The following is a 24,176-nucleotide window of genomic DNA, read 5'->3' as shown; positions in this document are numbered from 1 at the left end:
AACATTTACGCAATGTATCCACTTAGAAGAAATAGAAGATTAAGAACCAACGAAGCTATTCGCGCTTTAGTTCGTGAAACCATTATAACACCAAACGATTTTTTAGTACCTCTTTTTGTTGTAGAAGGTAAGGGCGTAAAAGATGAAATTCCATCAATGCCAAATTACTTTCGTTACAGTTTAGATTTATTGGAAGCCGAAGTAAAAGAACTTTGGAAACTAGGTTTAAAATCGGTGTTACTTTTTGTTAAAGTACCTGACAACTTAAAAGACAATAAAGGTACTGAAGCGTTAAATCCAAACGGGCTGATGCAACGCGCCATTAAAACAGTTAAAAACGTGTGCCCAGAAATGCTAGTAATGACTGATGTTGCTCTAGACCCATATTCGGCTTATGGACATGACGGCATCATTGAAAATGGACAAATCATCAACGATGAAACTGCTGAGGTTTTAGCAGAAATGAGTTTATCACACGCCCAAGCCGGAGCTGATTTTGTGGCACCAAGTGACATGATGGATGGTCGTATTTTAACCATTCGTGAAGCTCTGGAAGATGAAGGTTTTATAAACACAGGCATTATGAGTTATTCGGCTAAATATGCATCGGCTTTTTATGGTCCTTTTCGTGATGCTTTAGATTCTGCTCCTGTAGATATCCAAGATATTCCAAAAGATAAAAAAAGCTATCAAATGGATTATGGTAACCGTTTTGAAGCCATTAAAGAAACTGAAATGGATATTGATGAAGGTGCAGATATTGTGATGGTAAAACCTGGAATTTCCTATTTAGATATTCTTCGTGAAATTAAGAATGAAGTTGATGTGCCAGTAGCCGTATATCAAGTATCTGGTGAATATGCTATGATAAAAGCTGCTGCTGAAAAAGGCTGGCTAGACCACGACCAAATTATGCTAGAAACCACAACTGCCTTTAAGCGTGCTGGCGCGGATATTATTGCTTCTTACTTTGCTAAGGATGTTGTAAAATTGATTTCGTAAATTAGCCTTAACTAAAACATATTCAATGAGTGCACTAATTTTTTGGGCAACAATCTCCATTTTCTTTTCTTTTTTATGTTCTATCCTTGAGGCTGTTCTATTAAGCGTAACGCCAACATTTATTAATGTTAAAAAACAGGAAGGTAAAGATTATGCAACCACTTTAGAAGAATTAAAAAAAGACGTAGATAAACCGCTAATTGCCATACTTACACTAAATACAATTGCGCACACTTTAGGTGCTATGATGGTAGGTATTGAAGCTGAAAGTTTACCTTATAAAATTGAACTTTGGGGCATAAATACGGTTGGCGTAGTTTCTGCAATTATGACGTTTTTAATTTTGGTTGCCTCTGAAATTATACCTAAAACTATTGGAGCAACCTATTGGAAAGGATTGGCAAATTTTGCTTCAAAAACATTGATAATTTTAATTTTTCCTTTGAAATGGACAGGGATTTTATGGTTACTCCAATTAACGACAAAACTCATTGGCGGTAAGGGGCATGGTAGTGTTTTGAGTAGAGAAGGCTTTATGGCAATGACTGAAATTGCACATGAAGAAGGTGTATTTCAAGAAAACGAAAGTAAGATTATTAAAAACTTATTGACGTTTAAAGAAATTTTTGCCAAAGATGTGATGACACCCAGAACGGTAATGAAAACTGAAAATGAAGACACAACGGTTGAGGATTTTTTTAAACGTAATTTAAACCTTCGTTTTTCCAGAATTCCTGTTTATACAGACGATACAGATAATATTACGGGGCTTGTTCTTAAAGATGAAATTTTTAAGGAAATGGCTTTGGATAATAACTCCAAAAAGCTGTCTGAATTAAAACGAAATATTATTGTTGTTAGCAGAAATTTACCTATTCCAACCTTATTTGAAAAATTGGTAGAAAGTAGAAATCATATGGCGCTTGTTGTTGATGAATATGGTTCTGTAAGTGGTTTGGTTACTATGGAAGACGTGATTGAAACCTTATTAGGTTTAGAGATTATGGATGAAAGCGATAACGTTTCAGATCTTCAAAGTTTAGCAAGAAAAAGTTGGGAAGCACGTGCTAAAAAATTAGGTATTTTAGAAGAGGATAAGCCTACAAAATAATGGAAGAGTGCATCATCAACTCCCCCTTGGGTTATACCAAAATTATTGGTGATGCAAATGGGATTTCTTCTGTTTCCATTTTAAATTCCGAAGAAAAAATTACAGACGTCATTCCTGAGATACTCGAAGATTGCGTCATACAATTAAATGAATATTTTGATGGTACCCGAAAAGTATTCCATCTAAAATTAAATCCAATAGGTACTGATTTTCAAAATAAAATTTGGGACATAATTAAAACGATACCATATGGTAAAACCATCTCGTATCTGGAGTTGGCACAACAATACGGAGATATAAAGGCTATTAGAGCTGTGGCCAATGCCAATGGTAAAAATCCGTTATGGATTGTAGTGCCTTGCCATCGCGTGATTGGGAGTGATGGTAGTTTAATGGGATATGCAGGCGGAATTCATAGAAAACAATGGTTGTTAGAGCTTGAGAGCCCTTATAAACAGCAATCTTTATTTTAAGCGTAGGTTCAACTTTAATTCCTATATTTATGTACGTTTAATTTTACATAATGAAATTCTTAAGAAAAATTCTTAAATGGGTACTCATATTTATTGTTGCGCTAATTATCATATTATACATCACTGATACAGATTACCTCATCAAAGCCGTAAGAACTATATATTTAAAGGGGCACACAACTGCTTATTTAGAAGACTACCAGTATTTCGATAATCAACTAATTGAAAATGCTACACCTCAGCCATGGCCAAATCATAAAAATTATAATATCGTTTCTGAAACCGAAGCTTTAAAAGAAGTAAATAATGAATATGGCACCATTGCTTATGTTATAATTAAAAACGATAGTATTTGGTTTGAAAACTATTATGATGGTTTTGATGAAAATTCTAAATCCAATTCTTTTTCCATGGCAAAAAGCTATGTGTCTGCCATGTTAGGAAAAGCCATTATGGAAGGGTATATAAAGAGTTTAAATCAGCCTGTTTGTGATTTTCTACCAGAATTTTGTGAAGGAAAAGCAAAAAAAATGACGGTAGGAGATTTATCTTCTATGGCCTCAGGTACCAATTGGGACGAAGCTTACTACTCACCATTGTCAATTACCACTAGAGCTTACTTTGATGATGATTTAAAAAAAGTAATGCTTGGGCTAAAGGTTGTCGACGAGCCGGGGCAACGGTTTAAATATGCTAGTGGAGACACACAATTGTTAGCATTAGTTATAGAAAAGGCAACAGGCCAAAAACTTTATAAGTATTTAGAAGATAAGCTCTGGAAACCTTTAGGTTCAGAAAACGAGGCGCTTTGGCAAATAGATAGTGAGGAAAACGATTTGGTAAAAGCCTATTGCTGTATAGCTAGTAATGCCAAAGATTTTGCGCGATTAGGAAAGCTTTATAAAGACCATGGTAAATGGAAAGATAAGGAATTGTTGGATTCTACTTTTATTGAAACATCCATAAAACCACGTTTTCCTGAAAGTCCAGAATATGGATATGGGATGTGGCTTTATAACTCAAAAGGGAACGATTTTTTTGTAATGCGAGGGCATTTAGGCCAGTTGGTAATCGTTAATAGAAAAGATAATGTAATTATTGTTCGGTTGGGCCATAAACGAGTGCCTCAATCGTACGTTGGAGAATTTCAGTCTGACGTTGATATTTATATTGAAGAAGCTTATAAAATGATGCATAATGATTCGTAAACTTAATCTTGAAGACATATTATTTTTAGATATTGAAACGGTCCCAGAAACCCGATATTTTTCTGAGTTAGATGAAGTAAAGCAGTCGCTTTGGGAGAGTAAATCGCAATATCAAAGAAAAGACGAATTTACACCTGAAGAGTTTTACGATAGAGCTGGAATTTGGGCAGAATTTGGAAAAATTATATGTATTTCGGTAGGGTATTTTAATTTTCAAGGACAGCGACGCATGTTTAGAGGCACCTCATTTTATGGTGACGAAATTACAATTCTAAAAGACTTTAAAAATCTGCTAATCACACATTTTAGTCAAAACAAACACCTATTGTGCGCACATAATGGCAAGGAATTTGACTTTCCATATATCGCCCGCCGTATGATTATCCATAATATCGAACTGCCATATAAATTGAACCTTTTTGGTAAAAAGCCATGGGAAGTTCCACATCTAGATACACTAGAGCTTTGGAAGTTTGGTGATTATAAAACGTATACCTCCTTAAAATTATTAACTAACGTTTTAGGCATTCCATCGCCTAAAGATGATATTGATGGCAGCGAAGTTTATAGTGTGTATTATGAGGAAGGTAATATTGATAGAATTATTACCTATTGCGAAAAAGATACTATTGCTGTAGCGCAGATATTTCTGAGGCTAAGAGGAGATGACTTATTAAATGAAGATGAAATTATTCATATATAAAAAAAGTCCAGATTTTAAATCTGGACTTTTTTTGTAATAATTGCTATTAATTATTCCTTAATAAAGCGCTTGGTCATTAATTCATCACCATCATTAACTTCTATGATATAGACGCCACTTTCTATTCTATCAACCATAATCTTGCCTTCAGATTTTCCTTCTGCTACTATTTGTCCTAGCATATTTATAATCTTGAAGTCAAAGATATCTGTTCCAGGTACAAATACATTAAGTTCAATACCTTTAACCGGATTTGGATAAACTATGAATTCCTCTTCTTCATCAAAATATTTATCGGTACCTGTTTTGGTAGTTCCTCCTAAGTTAGTTAAGGTATTATTACTTCCACTTGCTGAAGACAACCCGGTAATTGTTACCTGATCAATAAAAATCTGGTCGTTATTACCTGATGCATCACATTGGAATCTAAACCCTGAATTAGAAGCAAAATTGTAAACAGAAGCAGGAATCACAACGGTAGCATTGTAAAACGTGTCATTGTTGATATCTATACCTCTAGCCCATGTTTCTATAGTAGTCCAAGACGATCCATTATAGTAACGCAACCAAAAGTCTTCATTATTTTCCATACTAACCACATAGAAATAAAAGTTAACCTGCACTTCTGCGAATCCTGTTATATCAACATTTGAATATGTCATTGCTGAAGCTGTACCAGAATTATCCCGTATTCTTACTGAATAAATTCCTTCATAAGACCTTGTGTCCTGACGTCGTGCACAATCACTTCCTCCGTCTGTCCAGCCGTCAAGTCCTGTTTCAAAGAAACCTTGATGGAGTACAACATCTGTTGGAATGGCATTTACATTTATAGTTCGAGCAACCTGCGTTGCAGCATTTCCAGCGGCATCGCTAACGTTATAGGTAACCATATATGTACCTGCAATATTAGTATCCACGACATCACCACCAATTACGATACTTGCAGAGATATCGCCATCAATGTTATCGGTTGCGGTAGCGCCCTGTTCGGTATATGTACCTCCTACATTTAGATCTATGCTTGAAGCACCTATTAAGGCAATCACCGGAGCTGTAGTATCCGGAATAACGTTTACGGTTCGTGTAACTTGTGTTGCAGCATTTCCAGCGGCATCGCTAACGTTATAGGTAACAATAAAGGTACCTGCAATATTAGTATCCACGACATCACCACCAATTACAATGCTTGCAGAGATATCGCCATCAATGTTATCGGTTGCGGTAGCGCCCTGTTCGGTATATGTACCTCCAACATCTAGATCTATGCTCGAAGCGCCTATTAAGGTAATCACTGGCGCGGTGGTATCCGGAATAACGTTTACGGTTCGTGTTACTTGTGTTGCAGCATTTCCAGCGGCATCGCTTACATTATAGGTAACCACATAGGTGCCGGCAATATTAGTATCCACGACATCACCACCAATTACGATACTTGCAGAGATATTGCCATCAATGTTATCGGATGCGGTAGCGCCTTGTTCATTATACGTACCTCCAACATCTAGATCTATGCTCGAAGCGCCTATTAAGGTAATCACTGGCGCGGTGGTATCCGGAATAACGTTTACGGTTCGTGTTACCTGCGTTGCAGCATTTCCAGCGGCATCGCTAACGTTATAGGTAACCATATATGTACCTGCAATATTAGTATCCACGACATCACCACCAATTACGATACTTGCAGAGATATCGCCATCAATGTTATCGGTTGCGGTAGCTCCCTGTTCGTTATAGGTGCCTCCAACATCTAGATCTATGCTCGAAGCGCCTATTAATGTAATCACCGGAGCTATAGTATCTTCTTCAATAGTTGTTAAGTTTATATCATCTATGGCAATATCTGCTTGCCATGTACTTCCAACGAATCGATTAAATCTAAGTTGGATGCTTCCACCTGCATAGGTGCTCAAGTCTAAATTAACTACAAACCATGAATTGCCTTGATTTCCAGATTGATTCCAAATACTAATCCAAGAAGCACCATCATCATTACTAATTTCCAAATCGATTGTTCCCATATCAGCAGCTCCAAACATATGGTACTGAAATGAAAAATCTGCTCCTGTTGCATTTGACAAATCAAAACAAGGTGAATTAATAATGGCTCTTTTGTTTGGGTATCCTGTATTGTTTCCTGATGCTTCTACATAAATATAACTACTCCCTTGAACTGCTCCAGAAGGTCCTGTGTTATTAGATGGTGTATTATTTGAATTTACCAACCAATCTAAGTCATCAGCTGAAGATTGACTCCAATCCCCAATAGAGCCTTCAAAACCTTGTGTGTACGGAAATACGGCAATACCTCCAGAACATCCAGGAACAGCTTCTACTACATTTACAGTCCTAGTTACTTGTGTTGCTGCATTTCCTGCTGCATCGCTCACATCATACGTTATAGTGTAGCTTCCTAATGTGTTAACATCAATAGTATCTCCACCAACAACTATGTTTGCCGAAATATCTCCATCTATATTATCTGTTGCAGTAGCGCCTTCTTCTGAATATGTTCCTCCGATTGTAACGCTTACGGGTGATGCTCCATTTAAGGTAATAACAGGTGGTGTAACATCTGGACCAGCACCTTCAACGATTATTGTATAATCTTCTACCTCACCAAATTGGAAGGTTTGACAAGAAGTTGGTATAGCATTATACTGCATAGATACACGCATTCTTGTTGAATTTTCCACCGCACTTGCAGGAACAGTAAAACTTCCACTAACACTTGAGGCATTAGTAGGACTTTGGGTAAAGACTTGTTCCCCTGCATCCTCAAAATCTCCATCTCTATTGTAATCTATCCAAACAGAGTAAGCTTCAGTATATACCTGTCCAGTCCAAGTTGGGGTGATTGTAATAGTATACTGAGTACCCTTTTCTAATGATGTAGAAATATTAGTGAAATCTGAATAAAATTGGGCTCCAGAGGTATTATTTATCGTATTTAGTTGTACTCTACTAATAAACTCGTCGTTTACATTGGTGCTTGCAGAGGCGCAATAATTTAATTGAACATCTAAAGTGGTGAATGTAATTACGCTAGAATAAGCTGAACTATTAGTGCTACAGTTTGAACGTACTTGCACTTCGTAATCAGTTACGTTTGTTAAACCTGTGATATCATAATTCGGGGTAGATAATCCGTTTACATCTGTCCAGTTTTGAGAACCAACTTCGCGATATCTTAAATCGTATGTCGCAGATGGAATAAGATCCCATGAAATAGCAGCTGAAGCTTCCGCTATACTGTTTATTGCAACCGCTGCAGGAACTGATAAAACACAAGGTGTTTGAATACTTATTATCTTAAAATCATCAAAAATGAAGCCATCAAAAGTAGTGGTTAGGTCATCTTCTCTGTTTAGGCTATCACTTTTTAATCTAAAACGAAATTGTACATTGTTTTGCCCTAGCAGAAACGTGTTTTCTGTAGCATTAATATAAATTTCTTCCATCACCCATTTATCCATGGTATCTCCGTCATAAATTATATCTCCATTGGCGGATTGATGGTTTCTAAAGGTTGAGGTATTTTTGTTTAAATGAAAATTGGTATCAAATCCAGCAGCAGGTTTATTGTAATTGCCACAAAGAGCTGTCCAACTGCCACCACTATTTGTACTAGCCTCAATTTGTACTAAATCATAATTACGTTCTAAATCCCATTTTGCATAATATTGAACTAACACCTGTGAAGTTCCTGATAAGTCAATAGTTGAATTTAAGGTTATGGATTTATTTTCATTGTTATTGTATGAGCCTGATGGAGAATCTGTAATAGCTGTAGAACCAGAATAAGCATCTGAAGTTGTTCCCCAACTGCCTCCTGAGGTCGTCCAGTTAGAAGTACCGGTAACATCAGGATTATCAGAAAATAATACGTTAGCCTGATAATATTTAACATAGTTAGCCTGATAAAGTACAAATTCATTATTACTCAAAGTTACCTGAAATTCTATTTCATCATTAGGTAGAATACCGGGATCAAGAGTATATGGCACACTTAAGTTTCTTTGTTCTAGTTTTGTCCATCCAGATTGGGTTGAAGGGGAGCTGATAGAGGTTATATTTGAAGAAACAGGAGTTACGCTTAGTGTTATATCATCGTACGTTTTTCCTAAGTATTCAACACCAAACGTTAAATTTCCGGAAGTGGAAGAAATAGTACTTAAGTTTAAGTCATGAAGTTTGGCAAATTTTCCAGAATATAATACGGAAAGAAAATTCATTCGTAATGCTCTTTGTGCAATAGGTGTAATTTGAGAAGGAGCAGGCCAAAAATCATCTCCATTTTCGGGAGCAAATGCTAAAACATCCTTTCCTGAACCAGAACTAGTTTGTCCACCCGATGATACGGGTGAACCTCCAAGCATCCAATCATTTGTGTCTCCGTTAGCTTCATATAACGTGTTTGGAGCAGATCCATAAATATATCTGTTGTAGTGGGTTAAATCATGACATATTTTAGCATATTCATCTTCTCTGCCAGAATCGGCTGCTGAAACACTACCATTGTAGGATGACGTTACTATTGAGTTTAGTCCACCATGATGGTTAACAGCTACTTTTATGTCATGATTTAGCACGAAATCTTGTAATATTTGTGTTTCTGGTTCAGAACCTGCAGAAGGTCCTCTGTAGGTGTTACTGCTAGATGTTGGAGATGAGCCTGCATCATCCCAACCCCAATAGTAATTGAAATTTCTATTTAAATCTACTCCTCTAACGTTATTTGAGGTTCCAGTTGAACCGTTATCTGCAACTCCAGGTCTTAAATTTTTACGTTGCAAACCGCCTCCATTAGGAGCAATTACCTCGTTCCATCTCAAACCATCAGGATTAACAATAGGAATGAAGTATAGTTCTTGGTTATCAACAACATTTTTTATAAAAGGATCACTATTATAATTTTCAAGGATATACCACATGAAGTACATTACATTCATTAAACTATTCACTTCTCTCGAGTGCGTCATTCCTGTAATTAGTGTTTCAGGTTCTGATGGTTCGTCAATATCTGGATTATCAGAAATCCTAACATAATAAACTGTCTGTCCTGGCCATGTAGTGCTTCCAGTTGAATTCCCGTGAGTAGTTTGTCCTGTAGGGGAAGCATCTGTTTTAACTGAAATAATATTGGGATATAAGCTGCGCATTAAATCTAACTGGGCCAGAGCTTCACTAACTGTTAAGCAGCCTCCCATACTTCCCAATTGAAAGTTTGAAGGAACTGGCCAATTGATTTCGCTACACTCATCATGTTGTGTTGGGTTACCAACCAAAATATTTTGAAGGCTTAAACTTTTTTGGGTTGATGTAGAACCGTCAAATTGTTTCTTTGGTTTTTTCTTTAAGCTTCTTAATTCATTTTTAGCAATCGGTAAATCAAAAGTATTTCTATCGCTATAATACTTTGTTAGATTATTGATGAGCACTTGATAGGATATGCCATTTTTCTTTAAAGCTTGTAGTTCTTCATATCCCAGCTCCATTTCTAAATTATTATTAATAAATCTTGGGCCACAGGATAAGTCTATACCTGCTTTTTGAATTTTTTGAAGGGTGTTTTGCGAAGGGTTAGCAATTGATATTCTTTTTGGACTTTGGTTTTGTTGAGAAAAAGTAAACAAAACATTGAAGACTACCACGAGGGTAAAAGCAATCTTTTTCATTTGGGTTGGTTAACAAGGTTAATAGGTGATGAAAATAGTATTTTTATTTCAGAAAACCCTGACTTTATTTGTTGATTTTCAGATGAATGTGTAATTTATGGGTTATCCTTATTTATACTGAAGAAAAAACTTACGTTTAAATTTTATTCTACATTGCACCGTGATGACTCAAATGAGTATCTTTGGGATTGTAGCCATAAGCTTTTTAATGAATTCCATTTTATCAATAAATAATCTTTCTATTGCCTTTAAAGGAAATGAAGTGATACACAACATTTCATATCACCTTAAAAAAAATGAAATTCTTGGTATTGTTGGTGAATCCGGTTCTGGAAAATCGGTGTCATCTTTGGCTATTTTAGGATTGCTTCCAAAAGGTATTGCTACTATTCCAACTGGTAGTATTTCTTTTAATGGCTTGGATTTAACACAACTTTCAAATAAAGGGCTTCAAAATATTAGAGGGCATAAAATAGCGATGATTTTTCAAGAACCAATGAGTTCGTTAAATCCATCTATGACCTGTGGGAAACAGGTACAAGAAATTCTATTACAGCACACTAATCTTTCAAATACTGAAGCTAAGAACGAAACCTTATCCTTATTTGATAAGGTGAAGCTGCCTAATATCGCGCGTGTGTTTTCCTCTTACCCACATGAAATTTCTGGTGGACAAAAGCAACGGGTAATGATTGCTATGGCTATTGCCTGTAAGCCAGATGTTTTAATTGCTGATGAACCAACAACGGCCTTGGACGTGACAGTTCAAAATGAAATTATTGGCTTACTAAAAGAACTGCAGGAGGATACTAAAATGAGCATTATTTTTATATCACATGATTTGGCTTTAATCTCTGAAATTGCAGATAGAGTGTTAGTAATGTATAAAGGTGAAATTGTGGAACAGGGAAATGTAGAGCGCATTTTTAAAAACCCAAAAAATAATTATACAAAAGCGCTAATAAATTCCCGTCCCTCTCTTAATGAGCGACTTAAAGTATTACCAACAATTCAAGATTTTTTAAACAAAAAACCTAAGTCTGAAATCATAACTTCGGAAGAAAGGAAAAAAGCGCATGCTGTGTTGTATAGTAAGCCTCCATTGTTAGAAGTGCATAATGTAGAGAAAACATATATTTCAAAATCAGGATGGTTTTCTAAGCCTAAAATGTTTAAAGCAGTAAATGGCGTAAGTTTTAAACTTTATGAAGGTGAAACCTTAGGTTTGGTTGGAGAATCAGGCTGCGGTAAATCAACACTTGGAAATGCCATATTGCAATTAGATAAAGCTACTTCCGGAACTATTTTGTATCAGGGTGTTGACATCACTAAATTATCGGCAATTGATACTCGGAAATTGAGAAAAGATATTCAAATTATTTTTCAAGACCCGTTTGCATCTCTAAACCCAAGAATACCAATAGGAAAAGCTATCATGGAACCCATGAAAGTACATCAGCTTTTTAATTCAGATGAAGAACGTCAAGAAAAAGTGTTAGAAATTTTACAACGTGTAGGCTTATCCAAAGTCCATTTCAATAGATATCCTCATGAGTTTTCTGGCGGACAACGCCAACGTATTGGTATTGCCAGAACTATTGCGCTTCAACCAAAATTAATTGTTTGCGACGAGTCTGTTTCTGCTTTAGATATATCCGTACAGGCACAGGTATTGAATTTATTAAATGAGTTAAAAGCAGATTTTGGATTTACATATATTTTTATATCTCACGATTTGGCAGTTGTAAAGTATATGGCAGATCAACTTTTAGTAATGAATAAAGGACAAATAGAGGAACTAGGTGATGCCGACGATATATATGCCAAACCCAAAAAAGCATACACCAAAAAATTGATTGACGCCATTCCAAAAGGAGTATAAACCAAAAAACCTTGCAAAAGTTTTTAAAAAACTAGAGCAAGGATTTTTATAGAATATTTATGCTTTACAGTTAATGACTAAAGCATAAATATTTTTTTTGTAAGGTAAAGAAACCCTTTTACAAATCGTATTTGCTCGTTTAAAGTTTCCTTAATTTTACTCTCCTTTCTTGTAGGTTGTTCAGGTAGATTTGGTGCCATATCTATAAGTTTTTTAAGTTTATGATAGATTTGGGGAAAATCTATTTTTATAGGTTGATTTAGGGACTGCTAATATCTACTTTATTTTCAAAATATACGACAAAAAACATATAAAATCGATGAAATACATTTTATTTTAACAAATTTGTCTGAATGAGGCATAGTTAAATTCAAAATCCACGCTAGTATTTAGCTATGTATAGCACACATAAATCTTTATCTTTGATAACACGAAATAAACACTTATGTTATGAAGAAACTTTGGGAAGGGTCACATACATTCAAATCAAAAAGTAATTTATACGCTTACATTAAATGGCTAGAAGATAAGCGTGATTTAAAATTTGCGAATTATCATGAATTATGGCAATGGTCTACAGATAATGTTGAAGATTTTTGGGAGAGTGTTTGGTATTATTTCAAAATAAAATCACATACGCCGTATTCTAAAGTATTGTCAACTTACAACATGCCAAACTGTAAGTGGTTTGAAGGAGCTACTTTAAATTATGCTGAACATATTTTTAGAGCCTCAAAACCAAAGGAAACTGCCATTTTTTTTAGTAGCGAAAGTGGTGTTTACCAAGAAATTTCGTGGCATGAATTGGAACAAAAAGTTGCGGCTATGGCCACTTACTTAAGGTCTTTAGGCGTTTCAAAAGGAGATAGAGTGGTTGCTTTTTTACCAAATGTACCTGAAGCTACCATATGCTTTTTGGCCGCCAATGCATTAGGTGCTATTTGGTCCAGTACGTCACCAGATTTTGGTACTGAAAGTGTGGTAAATCGGTTTGCGCAAATAAAGCCTAAAGTACTTATTGCAGTTGATGGTTATTGTTACAATGGTAAATCTTACGATAAAACTGATATTGTACAAGCCATTGTTTCAGAACTACCAACTTTAAAAAAAGTTATTGTTTTACCTTATTTGAATAAAGCTGCTTTAGATAAATTTTCTAGTGATTTTGTTGATATTAATTCTGTTTTTGAAAAGGGAGGGGAACCGTTACAATTTCAACCAGTAGATTTTAACGATCCTATCTGGGTACTCTATTCTTCTGGTACAACAGGATTACCTAAGGCTATTGTGCATTCACACGGCGGTATTTTGTTAGAACATTACAAGTACATGGCATTTCATAATGATGTTCATGAAGGCGAACGATATTTTTGGTTTACAACAACGGGTTGGATGATGTGGAACTTTTTACAGTCTGCGTTATTAATGGGTGCTTCTATTGTATTGTATGATGGTTCTCCAACCTATCCAAAATTTGATGCGCTTTGGGCGTTTTCAGATACGCTTAACATCAATCATTTTGGAACAAGTGCACCGTACTTAGTTGCCAATATGAAAAAGAATATACAACCAAACGCTAATCATGATTTGTCCTCTGTGCGATCCATAAGTTCTACAGGAGCGCCTTTACCTTCAGAAGCATTTGATTATGTTTACAATGCCATAAAAACCGATGTTTGGTTATGCTCCATGGCTGGTGGTACCGATGTTTGTACTGCCTTTGTAGGAGGTACTCCAACGTATGCTGTATATTCTGGGGAAATACAATGTAGGGCTTTGGGCGTTTCGTTACATGCTTTAAATCATAAAGGAGAGGCTGTTACCGATGAATTAGGTGAAATGGTTATCGATAAACCTATGCCCTCAATGCCTATTTATTTTTGGAATGATGAAAACAATGCGCGCTATATATCAAGCTATTTTGAAGATTATCCGGGGAAATGGCGTCATGGCGACTTCATCAAAGTAAATTCAAAAACAAACGGACTAGTGATTTACGGACGTTCGGATGCTACATTAAACCGTCACGGTATTAGAATTGGTACCAGTGAAATTTATAGTGGTGTAAATAAGATTAGTGCTGTGGAAGATGCCTTAATAGTGAATATTGAGTTAGACAAGGGTAAGCATTATATGCCATTGTTTGTAAAGCTTAAACCTAATTTTGAGCTTACTGAAACATTAAAGTCGGAAATAAACCAACAGCTAAAAACTGATTATTCTCCTCGCCATATTCCTGACGACATTATTGAGGTAAACGATATTCCATATACCATAAGTGGCAAAAAAATGGAAGCTCCTGTGAAAAAGATTTTAATGAAGATGCCTCTTGAAACCTCAATCAATTTAGATGCAATGCGTAATCCTGAGTCGGTTGACTTTTTTATCGAATTCGCAAAACAGATGTAATTAAAACTCTAAATCTTCTGGTACGTCATCTTCCAACTGATCGTCAGAATTAATTACTGTTTTACCGGTAGTTTTAGAGCAATCTACTATGATAGAGAGGTTCTCAGGTTCCTCAAAATCTTCTTTTGAAATATCTAAAGATTCATCTGCATAACAACTTTTCATGTAAATACCCCAGATAGGCAAGGCCATTGCAGCTCCTTGGCCATAAGTAATCGTTCTAAAATGTACAGCTCTGTCTTCACCACCTACCCAAACACCAGTAACTAAATTTGGTACCATGCCCATAAACCAGCCATCACTTTGGTTTTGGGTTGTTCCTGTTTTACCGGCAATAGGATTGGTAAACTCATACGGGTATCCAGTAACAATCTCTTTATAATCTGCTCTGTATGAATCTGCACCGCGAGTTCTTAACCTGGCACCAGAACCAGATTGTGTTACACCTTCCATCAATTTTGTAGCCACATAAGCTGTTTCTTCGCTTAATACATCTCTAGTTTCAGGCTTAAATTGATATAAAATAGTACCGTTCTTATCCTCAATACTAGTAACCATCACAGGTTTTGTGTAAACACCCTTGTTAGCAAATGTGGCATATGCTCCTACCATTTCATAAACGCTAATATCTGGTGTTCCTAAGGCAATAGAAGGTACTGGAGGAACTTCAGACTCTATACCTAATTTAGCAGCTAAATCTGCTACTGTTTGTGGTCCAACTTTATCAATTAAACGCGCAGTAACCGTATTTACCGAATTCGCCAAGGCATTTTTTAGGGTACGATTGCCCCCATAATCATTATTAGAATTCTTTGGGCACCATTCCTCAGGGTTGCCATATTTGTTGGCCTCAATACAAAAGGGTGTGTCAGGAAATTCATCACAGGGCGAAAAATGTAATTGATCAATAGCTGCGGTATACACCAATGGTTTAAAGGTAGAACCTATTTGTCGCTTCCCTTGCTTTACCATATCATATTGAAAATGCTTATAGTCCATTCCGCCAACCCAAGCTTTTACGTGTCCTGTTCGTGGATCCATAGACATCATTCCTGTTCTCAAAAACGACTTATAGTACCGCATAGAATCCATTGGCTTCATTATGGTATCTATCTCACTTGGTTCACCATCTATCCATGCAAAAACTGACATTGGTACAGGTTTTTGGAACGACTCTACAATTTCTTTATCGGATTTCTTTAAATCGTACTTCATATGTCGCCAACGTTCAGATTGCTTCATAGAGCGATTCATTAAGTCCTTGATTTCTTCTTTTTCCAATTCTAAAAACGGTGCAGTAGGATTTCGTTTTGGTGTATTCTGTACAAAAAACTCAGCTTGTAACCTTGGCATATGTTGTTGTACTGCATCCTCTGCATATTTTTGCATCCGTGAATCGATAGTAGTGTAAATCGTTAATCCATCATTGTATAAACTCCACTTTGTACCGTCTGGTTTTGGGTTTTTCATTATCCAATCTTTCATAAAACCAGCTAAATACCCTCTAAAGTAGGTAGCCATACCATCACGATGCGATTGCGGAGTGTATTTTAAATCAAGCTCCGTTTGTTGTAATGAATCTCTTAATTTCTCGTCAATATATCCATACTTCTCCATTTGAGCTAAAACTACATTGCGTCTATTTTTAACACCAACAGGATTTCTTCTAGGATTGTACAAGGATGAATTTTTAAACATACCAACCAACATTGCAGATTCTTTTAATGCCAATTCGTTAGGTTCCTTGTCAAAATATATACTAGCAGCACTTCTTATACCATCGGCGTTATTACCGAAATCATAAATATTGAAGTATTGTGCAATTATTTCTTCTTTGGTGTATTGTCGCTCTAAACGTGTAGCAATAATCCATTCCCGTACTTTTTGAGATAATTTTTCGACTAAATTCGCCTTTTCTCTTCTATGAAAAAGTTGCTTAGCAAGTTGTTGAGATATGGTGCTCGCCCCACCGTTTCTGCCAAGAAAAATAGCTGCTCTCAAAGTGCCTCTAGCATCAATACCAGCATGATCGTGGAATCGAGCATCTTCGGTAGCAATTAATGCATCAACTAAATTTCCCGGTAATTCTTCATATCCAACAGGTGTCCTATTATCATTAAAATAGAATTTCCCTAAAGTTTTTCCATCGGAAGAAATTATTTCAGTTGCTAGATTTGTTTTCGGATTTTCAAGAACAGTATGGTCTGGCATTTCACCAAAAACGCCCCAAGAGGCCAATAAAAATATGAGTATCACTGCAAGAGTTCCACCTAAAAAAACCATCCAAAACCATCTAACGTATTTTGAAAACGATTGAACTTCCCCAGTTTGTTTTTTTGTTTTTGCCATGTAATGCAATTTTAATACATCTCGATACTATTTCGCTTGGGCGAAATCACTCGATGTGACATTTATATTATTGTTGTGGTTTTTCAATCCTAAAACCAACATCTGTAATACCTTCTAAATTAGTAACACCATGCACTTTACCGCTTTCTCGCATAGCATGCTGAATATTTACAACATATTCGCCAGATTCGTTAAAAATAACATTTTCTTTATACCACAATTTATTTTCTTTTGTGTCAGTAATGCCTGTTCCCAAAAGTTTACCCGAAGGGTCTGCCATACGATACTCTAAGGTGTCTTTAATGGTTTTACCATGAGGGAAATTCATTTCCACAATTAAAAATAAGTTGTTGTATTTATAAGCATTGGTGTTTCTAAGGTTAACAAATAAATTATATGGGTTAATAGTATCTGGTGGGTTAATTTTAAAACTTACGATAGAGTCTTTATGCCATGCATTTGGTACTGCTTTATACGCACCAAAAACACGATGTTTATCGCAAGATGTGAAACAAAAAACCAATGCCAATACTAGAGCGCTATTTTTGATTGTTTTTAGCATTCTGCGGTTTCTTTTTATTGTTTCGTCTTTTTTTATTTTGATTGGTATTGTTATTAGACGTTTGCTTTCTATTGCCTTGGTTATTTTTATTTGCTTGATTCCCCTTGCGCCTATTATTTCTACGTTTTTTATGGCGTTTTGGACTATCAAAACGGGTTAAACTGTCTTGTCCAACAACGTTTTCAAACTCAACTTTAGTATCTTCGGCTAAATCTAAGGCATATTCTTCAAGGCTGGTTACGGGTTTATTTTGAGTGTTTAGTTCTATAATTTCATTAGCTTGTTGCACGGTTATTTTATGCCAATTCATCCATTCGCCTTCATAGGCATACCACATATGACCTTTAAAAATGTCGGTTTTTTGGCATACTGCAATACCTTTTTCCGTTTTAAGTTTTATATCGGTTTTAGGAAATTCTTTTAATGCATCCAAATAAGCATCCAGCTCATAATTTAAACAACATTTCAGCTTTCCGCATTGGCCTGCTAATTTTTGAGGATTTAAAGATAATTGCTGATAACGTGCGGCCGAGGTACTTACCGAACGAAAATCAGTCAGCCAAGTAGAACAGCATAACTCGCGCCCACAGGAGCCGATACCTCCTAAGCGTGACGCTTCTTGACGAAAGCCTACTTGACGCATTTCAATACGCGTTCTAAATTCGCGAGCAAATACTTTTATAAGTTCCCTAAAATCTACACGTTCTTCGGCAGTGTAGTAAAATGTGGCTTTACTACCATCGCCTTGAAATTCAATATCCGAGATTTTCATTTGTAACTTTAAGTCAATCGCAAACTGACGTGCTTTGACTTTCATGGGCTCCTCTTTATCTCTGGATTTTTGCCAAATATCAATATCCTTCTGAGTAGCTTTTCTATATATCTTTAAAACATCATCGCCTTCAGGTGAAACGTTTTTACGTTTCATTTGCACACGTACCAATTCACCCGTAAGCGTAACCATGCCAATATCATGACCTGCTTGCGCTTGTGTGGCTACAATATCGCCAATGCTCAATGTTAAATTTTCGGTGTTTTTATAGTAATCTTTTCTACCGTTTTTATAACGCACTTCCACCCAATCAAAAGGTGTTTCGCCATTTGGAAGCGACATGTTGGCTAACCAGTCAAAAACGGTTAGTTTATTACAACTGTCCGTTCCACAAGTACCATTATTTTTGCAGCCCTTAGGAGAGCCGTCTTTTGTTGAGCAACTTGCACAAGCCATATGTTATATATTGAATTCGTTAATAATTAGATTATTACGAATGAAGATTCATACCTGATTTCTGAAATGTAAATATATGATTATCTCAGTACTAAAAAAAGGGTATTAACAATATCTCTATCGTTGTTTTACCGAAATAATTTTAACAGGACATGCTTTAGCCGCATTATCACAATCGTTATAAATTAAATCGTCGTTAGATTTTAAAGTGAAAAACCCTTTTTTATCAGTAGATTTTAACAACACACTTTTTCCATCCTTTTTAGACATTTGAAACTGTTGTGGTGCCAATTCCACACAATAATTGCAGCCAATACACTTATTGCGTTGTAACGTAACTACCACCATTAAACCTCAACTTTATTTTCAACAATTTTATAAATTTTATCCGATGGGCGAATTCTAAATTCTAACGGTATAGTAATTGAATCGCCCTTGTTAGCCGTTTGTAATTTGGCATCATTAACAAGCATTTCTGTGATTTTCATTTCCTTTGCCCCCGTGGTTGGTCCAGTAATCAAAACAGTGTCGCCGATAGCTACAGAATAGGCTTCAATTTGAAATTCCCCTATACTCGCCTTAGTATAAAAATGCACGCCTTTACCAATGTATACTTTCTTTTGTGTGGCATGAGAACCTGAACCATTACTCCATTCGCCTAGTTTTTGCCCCAAATAATATCCATTCCAAAAACCACGATTATAAACGGTTTCAAGAGTTTTCATCCAAGAAACTACTTCCTCCTTATTGTAAGTGCCATTTGCAATACTATCAATAGCTTCTCGATAGCATTTAATAACTTTTGCAACATATTCCGGTGCGCGCCCTCTGCCTTCAATTTTCAATACTTTAATGCCAGCATCGGCCACTTGGTCTAAAATATCAATAGTACACAAATCTTTTGGAGACATAATGTATTCATTATCCAACTCCATTTCAAAACCAGTTTCCTGATCAATAACCGTATATTTTTTTCTGCAATTTTGTTTACAAGCACCCCGGTTTGCCGATGAATTTTGAGAATGCAAACTCATGTAACACTTTCCTGAAACAGCCATACAAAGTGCGCCATGTCCAAAAATTTCTATCTCTATTAATCTTCCTGAAGGGCCTTTTAGTTGCTCTTTTTCAATCTGCTCGGTAATCTTTTTTACTTGGCGTAAGCTCAACTCACGACTTAATACCATGGTATCGGCAAACATAGCGTAGAATTTTACCGTTTCAATATTAGTGATATTAATTTGCGTAGAAACATGCACTTCCATGCCAACAGCTCTTGCCGCGGCAATTACAGCCTGATCCATGGCAATTACGGCAGTGATATCAGCTTCTTTAGCCTTGTTTATCAAAGTTTTTACGATAGATAAATCGTGGTCGTAAATAATGGTATTTAAGGTTAAATATGTCCTTACGTTATTTGCCTTACATCGTTTTGAAATTTCATCAAGGTCATCTAAAGTAAAGTTTATGGATGCCCTAGCACGCATATTCAATTGTTCTACACCAAAATACACCGAGTCTGCACCATTATCTAATGCCGCCTGTAACGACTCAAAATTTCCGGCGGGTGCCATTAATTCTATCTTTTGCATAACTTAGATTTTTGGTTTATCAGCTTTTAAAGTCTCAAAAATATTCCTTAAATCCTTTTTATATGGCAAATGGTCTGCTCGTCCTTTTTTAAAGATATCATTACTATTGCCTTGGCCTTTTCGTAATTCTTTTTGTTTTTCGTAGGGTAGTGCATTAACCTCTTTGCAAGTGGTAGAACAACAATTATCCATTTCTTCTTTACAAGCATCACACTGAATGAATAACAAATGGCACGCATCGTTGGCGCAATTAGTGTGCACATCAAATGGAGCGCCACATTGATGGCATTGCGCAATGACATCATCACTAATTTTTTCCGCTCTGCGTTCATCAAACACAAAGTTTTTACCAATAAACTTGTTTTCAAGGTTTTGAGATTTCACCTGTCTAGTGTACTCAATAATACCTCCCTCTAACTGAAACACATTTTTAAAACCCTTGTGTTTAAAATAGGCACTAGCCTTTTCGCATCTAATACCGCCTGTGCAGTACATTACTAAATTCTTGTCCTCTTTATGTGCCTTTAAATCATCCTCAATGATATCCAAAGATTCCCTAAACGTATCAACATCTGGTGTTACGGCATTCTTAAAATGGCCAATTTCACTCTCGTAATGGTTTCGCATATCCACTAAAACAGTGTTTTCGTCATCAATAAGTTCATTGAATTTATCTGCCCCAACATGCACACCTTTATTGGTAACATCAAAAGTGTCGTCGTTTAAACCATCGGCGACAATTTTGTGCCGCACCTTAACTTTTAGTTTTAAAAACGACATATTGTCTTGCTCAATGGCAATATTCAACCTGATATCTTTTAAAAAATCAAAGGTGTCTAAATGAGATTTAAATTCTTGAAATCTATCGGCAGGAAGTGATAATTGTGCATTTATGCCTTCGTTCGCCACATAAATCCGCCCCAGAACATCTAGGTTGTTCCACGCGATAAATAGTTGGTCCCTAAGATCTTGAGGGTTTTTAATTTTGGCATATTGGTAAAAAGAAAGCGTTAATCGATCTTTGCCTGCTTTCTCGATTAATTCAGCTCTTTCTTTCGCACTTAATGTATTGTACAGTTGCATGCTATACTAATTTTAAGAGTTACGAAATATTTTAGGGTGCAAAAGTACAATTTATTAGCAGTTACACTAATATCAATACTAATTATTTGATTGTATTAGTACAGAAATTCAGCTAATTACATAGCCTGTAGTTGTTTTAAATCTTAAATGTTATCACAGGTCGTTTTGCATGATTTACCAAATCTTCACTAATACTGCCGTTAAAGAAGTGCGATAACCCCTGGCGTCCATGAGTGCTCATGCCAATTAAGTCGGCATTCACCGATTGAGAAAAGTTCATGATGCCTTTTTCTATAGTTTCATCGTTGTAAATATGAATAGTACAGAAATTATGTGTTACAGTGTCTAAAAACCCTTGAATTCTATTCTTTGCTTTAGCCGTTGTTACAAATTTATTGGCGGTAACCACCATTAGCAGATGCATTTCAGCATTAAATAATTCAGCAAATTTTAGAGCTTTTAAAAAAGGTACTTTAGATTCCTCTTTAAAGTCTGAAGCAAATACAAAATGCTCTACCTTAAAGGCCTCATGGCGTTGTTTTACAACGAGTACTGGTGTTTGTGATGAGCGCACTACTTTTTCGGTATTAGACCCGATAAGTAATTCCTTAAACCCACTAGTACCATGAGACCCCATAATAATTAAATCAATACTGTTTTTTTTGCATACTTGATTTATAGCTTTGTAAATGTCATGAAATTCAACGGTTTCATGAACAGTAATACCTTTTAAATACTCTTTTTTTAATAAGGCTTCAAACTTTTTATGTGCCAACTTCATAAAGAATACAGCTTCGGGTAAATCGTTGTAGCCTTTTAATGGGTCAACCTCATGTAAAGGTAAATCTAAGACATTTAATAAGTAAATTTCACAATGGTATTGTTTGGCTAGTTGGGCGGCTACTTCTAAGGCTTTTTCAGCTTGATCGGAAAAATCGGTTGGAACAAGTATTTTTTTCATTATTGAAAGGGTTTTGCCTTTTGTTAGCAGACAGAAAAGTTAACATGAGTACAAGATAAAAATAGGTATAAATTCTTTAAAAATCAATTTAATATGTTATATTTGCGCCGTTGAAAAGGCGAAATTAAATTATGAGGGGACGGAAAGTCCCCTCTTTTTATACTAAAATGTTTAAAAACAAAGTACAAGAGTTGTTGGATACGGCGTTAATAGAACGTCCAGATTTGTTTTTGATAGACTTTAACGTTAATGAAGCGAATCATATTAAAGTTATTGTAGATGGCGACAACGGCGTGTTGGTGGAAGACTGCATGTTTTTAAGCAGAGCGATTGAACATAATTTGGATAGGGAAGAACAAGATTTTTCTTTAGAAGTGATGTCGGCAGGTGCAGCATCGCCTTTGGTAAATAAGAGGCAGTACAAAAGACATATAAACAGGACCTTAAAGGTTAAAACCTCTTCTGACAATATAGAAGGTGTTTTGGCTGAGGCTAGCGATGACAACATCCTATTAGAGTGGAAAACTAGAGAGCCAAAACCCGTAGGAAAAGGCAAGGTCACTGTAAAAAAACAAGCCCATGTGGCTTACGACGATATTGTAGAAGCAAAAGTTATGATTAAATTTTAATTCAAGTAGAGTTATGGAGAATGTTGCGTTAATTGAATCTTTTTCAGAATTCAAAGACGATAAGTTAATTGATCGTGTTACGCTAATGGCGATTTTAGAAGATGTTTTTAGAAGCGCTTTAAAACGAAAATTTGGAGATGACGATAATTTTGATATTATTGTAAATCCAGACAAGGGAGATTTAGAAATTTGGAGAAACCGTGTAGTGGTTGCTGATGGTGAGGTTGAAGATGAAAACCAGGAGATTTCCTTAAGCGAAGCAAGAAAGATAGAGCCAGATTTTGAAGTTGGCGAAGATGTATCAGAAGAGGTAAAATTAGTAGATTTAGGAAGACGTGCTATTTTAGCATTGCGCCAAAACCTAATTTCAAAGATTCATGAGCACGATAATACCATAATCTATAAACAGTTTAAGGATTTAGTAGGAGAGATTTATACGGCAGAGGTGCACCATATTCGTCACCGTGCTGTAATTTTGCTAGACGATGAAGGTAATGAAATTGTATTGCCAAAAGACAGGCAAATCCCTTCAGATTTCTTTAGAAAAGGAGACAATGTTAGAGGTGTAATTGATTCTGTTGAACTAAAAGGAGCAAAACCTACTATTATTATGTCTAGAAGCTCCCCAGTATTCCTTGAGAAATTATTCGAACAAGAAATACCAGAGGTGTTTGATGGCTTAATTACCATTAAAAAAGTAGTAAGGATTCCTGGTGAAAAAGCAAAAGTAGCTGTAGATTCTTATGATGATAGAATAGACCCTGTTGGTGCATGTGTTGGAATGAAAGGTTCTAGAATTCATGGCATTGTGCGTGAGTTAGGAAATGAAAACATTGATGTTATCAATTATACAAATAACCTGCAATTGTTCATTACAAGAGCATTAAGTCCTGCGCGTGTAACTTCTATTAAAATTGATGAAGAAGCGAAGCGAGCCGAGGTAATTTTAAAGCCAGAGGAAGTAAGTAAAGCTATTGGTAGAGGAGGTCATAACATTCGTTTGGCAGGCCAATTAACAGGTTACGAAATTGATGTATTTAGAGAAGGCGCAGAAGAGGATGTGGAGTTAAGCGAATTCTCAGACGAAATAGAAGATTGGATCATTCAAGAATTCAGTAAAGCTGGGTTAGATACCGCAAAGAGTGTTCTAGAGCAAGATGTTGACGATTTAGTTAAACGTACTGATTTAGAAGAAGAAACAATTAATGATGTTATTAGAATTCTTAAAGAAGAATTCGAAGAGTAATACTTAAGTTAAATTAAAAGAAGTTTTAACAGTATAGGTATTCATAGTATATTTGAGATT

At 35.8% G+C, this 24,176-nt stretch carries 17 protein-coding genes; 9 read left to right on the top strand and 8 right to left on the bottom strand.

The window, feature by feature from the left end; translation table 11 throughout:
• Positions 1 to 12 precede the first annotated feature (12 nt).
• From hemB to BMY39_RS01190, 5 genes are read left to right on the top strand one after another with little or no spacing between them, the layout of a single operon-like run.
• On the top strand, positions 13 to 1,002 hold the full coding sequence (gene hemB, locus BMY39_RS01210) for a porphobilinogen synthase (protein WP_092574380.1): 990 nt from the start codon (positions 13 to 15) through the stop codon (positions 1,000 to 1,002).
• Positions 1,003 to 1,027: 25 nt separating this feature from the next.
• A complete protein-coding gene (locus tag BMY39_RS01205) occupies positions 1,028 to 2,113 on the top strand; it encodes a CNNM domain-containing protein (protein WP_092574378.1) in 1,086 nt (361 codons plus the stop codon).
• On the top strand, positions 2,113 to 2,586 hold the full coding sequence (locus BMY39_RS01200; protein ID WP_092574376.1) for a methylated-DNA--[protein]-cysteine S-methyltransferase: 474 nt from the start codon (positions 2,113 to 2,115) through the stop codon (positions 2,584 to 2,586). Before BMY39_RS01205 ends, BMY39_RS01200 begins: the two co-directional genes overlap by 1 nt.
• A gap of 50 nt (positions 2,587 to 2,636) precedes the next feature.
• A complete protein-coding gene (locus BMY39_RS01195) occupies positions 2,637 to 3,794 on the top strand; it encodes a serine hydrolase domain-containing protein (RefSeq protein WP_092574374.1) in 1,158 nt (385 codons plus the stop codon).
• The gene (locus BMY39_RS01190; RefSeq protein WP_092574369.1) at positions 3,784 to 4,497 is read left to right on the top strand and encodes a 3'-5' exonuclease; all 714 of its coding nucleotides are present in this window, start codon (positions 3,784 to 3,786) and stop codon (positions 4,495 to 4,497) included. Before BMY39_RS01195 ends, BMY39_RS01190 begins: the two co-directional genes overlap by 11 nt.
• A 50-nt stretch (positions 4,498 to 4,547) precedes the next feature.
• On the opposite strand, the gene BMY39_RS15180 is transcribed toward BMY39_RS01190, so the two are convergent.
• Positions 4,548 to 10,175: an immunoglobulin-like domain-containing protein gene (locus BMY39_RS15180; protein WP_245738121.1), complete on the bottom strand. Its 5,628-nt coding sequence runs from the start codon at positions 10,173 to 10,175 to the stop codon at positions 4,548 to 4,550.
• A 208-nt stretch (positions 10,176 to 10,383) separates the two neighbouring features.
• Between BMY39_RS15180 and BMY39_RS01165 the strand changes: the two genes are divergently transcribed.
• Both BMY39_RS01165 and BMY39_RS01160 read left to right on the top strand, forming a co-directional pair.
• Positions 10,384 to 12,057 carry an ABC transporter ATP-binding protein gene (locus tag BMY39_RS01165; protein ID WP_092577500.1) on the top strand — a complete coding sequence of 558 codons (1,674 nt, stop codon included), beginning with the start codon at positions 10,384 to 10,386 and terminating at the stop codon, positions 12,055 to 12,057.
• Positions 12,058 to 12,507: 450 nt separating this feature from the next.
• Positions 12,508 to 14,466: an acetoacetate--CoA ligase gene (locus tag BMY39_RS01160; protein WP_092574364.1), complete on the top strand. Its 1,959-nt coding sequence runs from the start codon at positions 12,508 to 12,510 to the stop codon at positions 14,464 to 14,466.
• On the opposite strand, the gene BMY39_RS01155 is transcribed toward BMY39_RS01160, so the two are convergent.
• The 7 genes from BMY39_RS01155 to BMY39_RS01125 form a co-directional block, all read right to left on the bottom strand.
• Positions 14,467 to 16,815, bottom strand: coding sequence for a penicillin-binding protein 1A (locus tag BMY39_RS01155; protein ID WP_092574360.1), 2,349 nt, complete (start codon positions 16,813 to 16,815; stop codon positions 14,467 to 14,469).
• A 67-nt stretch (positions 16,816 to 16,882) separates the two neighbouring features.
• Positions 16,883 to 17,377, bottom strand: a complete 495-nt coding sequence (locus BMY39_RS01150; RefSeq protein ID WP_092574354.1) for a gliding motility lipoprotein GldH — start codon at positions 17,375 to 17,377, stop codon at positions 16,883 to 16,885.
• Positions 17,355 to 18,605, bottom strand: a complete 1,251-nt coding sequence (locus BMY39_RS01145) for a PSP1 domain-containing protein (protein ID WP_092574349.1) — start codon at positions 18,603 to 18,605, stop codon at positions 17,355 to 17,357. Before BMY39_RS01145 ends, BMY39_RS01150 begins: the two co-directional genes overlap by 23 nt.
• A gap of 117 nt (positions 18,606 to 18,722) precedes the next feature.
• The gene (locus BMY39_RS01140) at positions 18,723 to 18,953 is read right to left on the bottom strand and encodes a ferredoxin (protein WP_092574346.1); all 231 of its coding nucleotides are present in this window, start codon (positions 18,951 to 18,953) and stop codon (positions 18,723 to 18,725) included.
• The gene (locus tag BMY39_RS01135) at positions 18,953 to 20,197 is read right to left on the bottom strand and encodes a U32 family peptidase (protein ID WP_092574344.1); all 1,245 of its coding nucleotides are present in this window, start codon (positions 20,195 to 20,197) and stop codon (positions 18,953 to 18,955) included. Before BMY39_RS01135 ends, BMY39_RS01140 begins: the two co-directional genes overlap by 1 nt.
• 3 nt (positions 20,198 to 20,200) lie before the next feature.
• Positions 20,201 to 21,280, bottom strand: coding sequence for an oxygen-dependent tRNA uridine(34) hydroxylase TrhO (trhO, locus tag BMY39_RS01130; RefSeq protein WP_092574342.1), 1,080 nt, complete (start codon positions 21,278 to 21,280; stop codon positions 20,201 to 20,203).
• Positions 21,281 to 21,416: 136 nt separating this feature from the next.
• Entirely contained in the window at positions 21,417 to 22,241 is an 825-nt protein-coding gene (locus BMY39_RS01125; protein ID WP_092574340.1) for a universal stress protein, read from the bottom strand.
• Between the two features lie 167 nt (positions 22,242 to 22,408).
• Here BMY39_RS01125 and rimP point away from each other — a divergent pair, with 167 nt between their 5' ends.
• Positions 22,409 to 22,870, top strand: coding sequence for a ribosome assembly cofactor RimP (rimP, locus tag BMY39_RS01120; RefSeq protein ID WP_092574336.1), 462 nt, complete (start codon positions 22,409 to 22,411; stop codon positions 22,868 to 22,870).
• Positions 22,871 to 22,883: 13 nt separating this feature from the next.
• Positions 22,884 to 24,116, top strand: a complete 1,233-nt coding sequence (gene nusA, locus BMY39_RS01115) for a transcription termination factor NusA (RefSeq protein ID WP_092574331.1) — start codon at positions 22,884 to 22,886, stop codon at positions 24,114 to 24,116.
• Positions 24,117 to 24,176: the final 60 nt, after the last annotated feature.

Origin of the sequence: Hyunsoonleella jejuensis (assembly GCF_900111025.1) — a bacterium.
Taxonomy (GTDB): Bacteria; Bacteroidota; Bacteroidia; order Flavobacteriales; family Flavobacteriaceae; genus Jejuia; species Jejuia jejuensis.
This window is presented reverse-complemented; position numbering and strand designations above follow the sequence as displayed.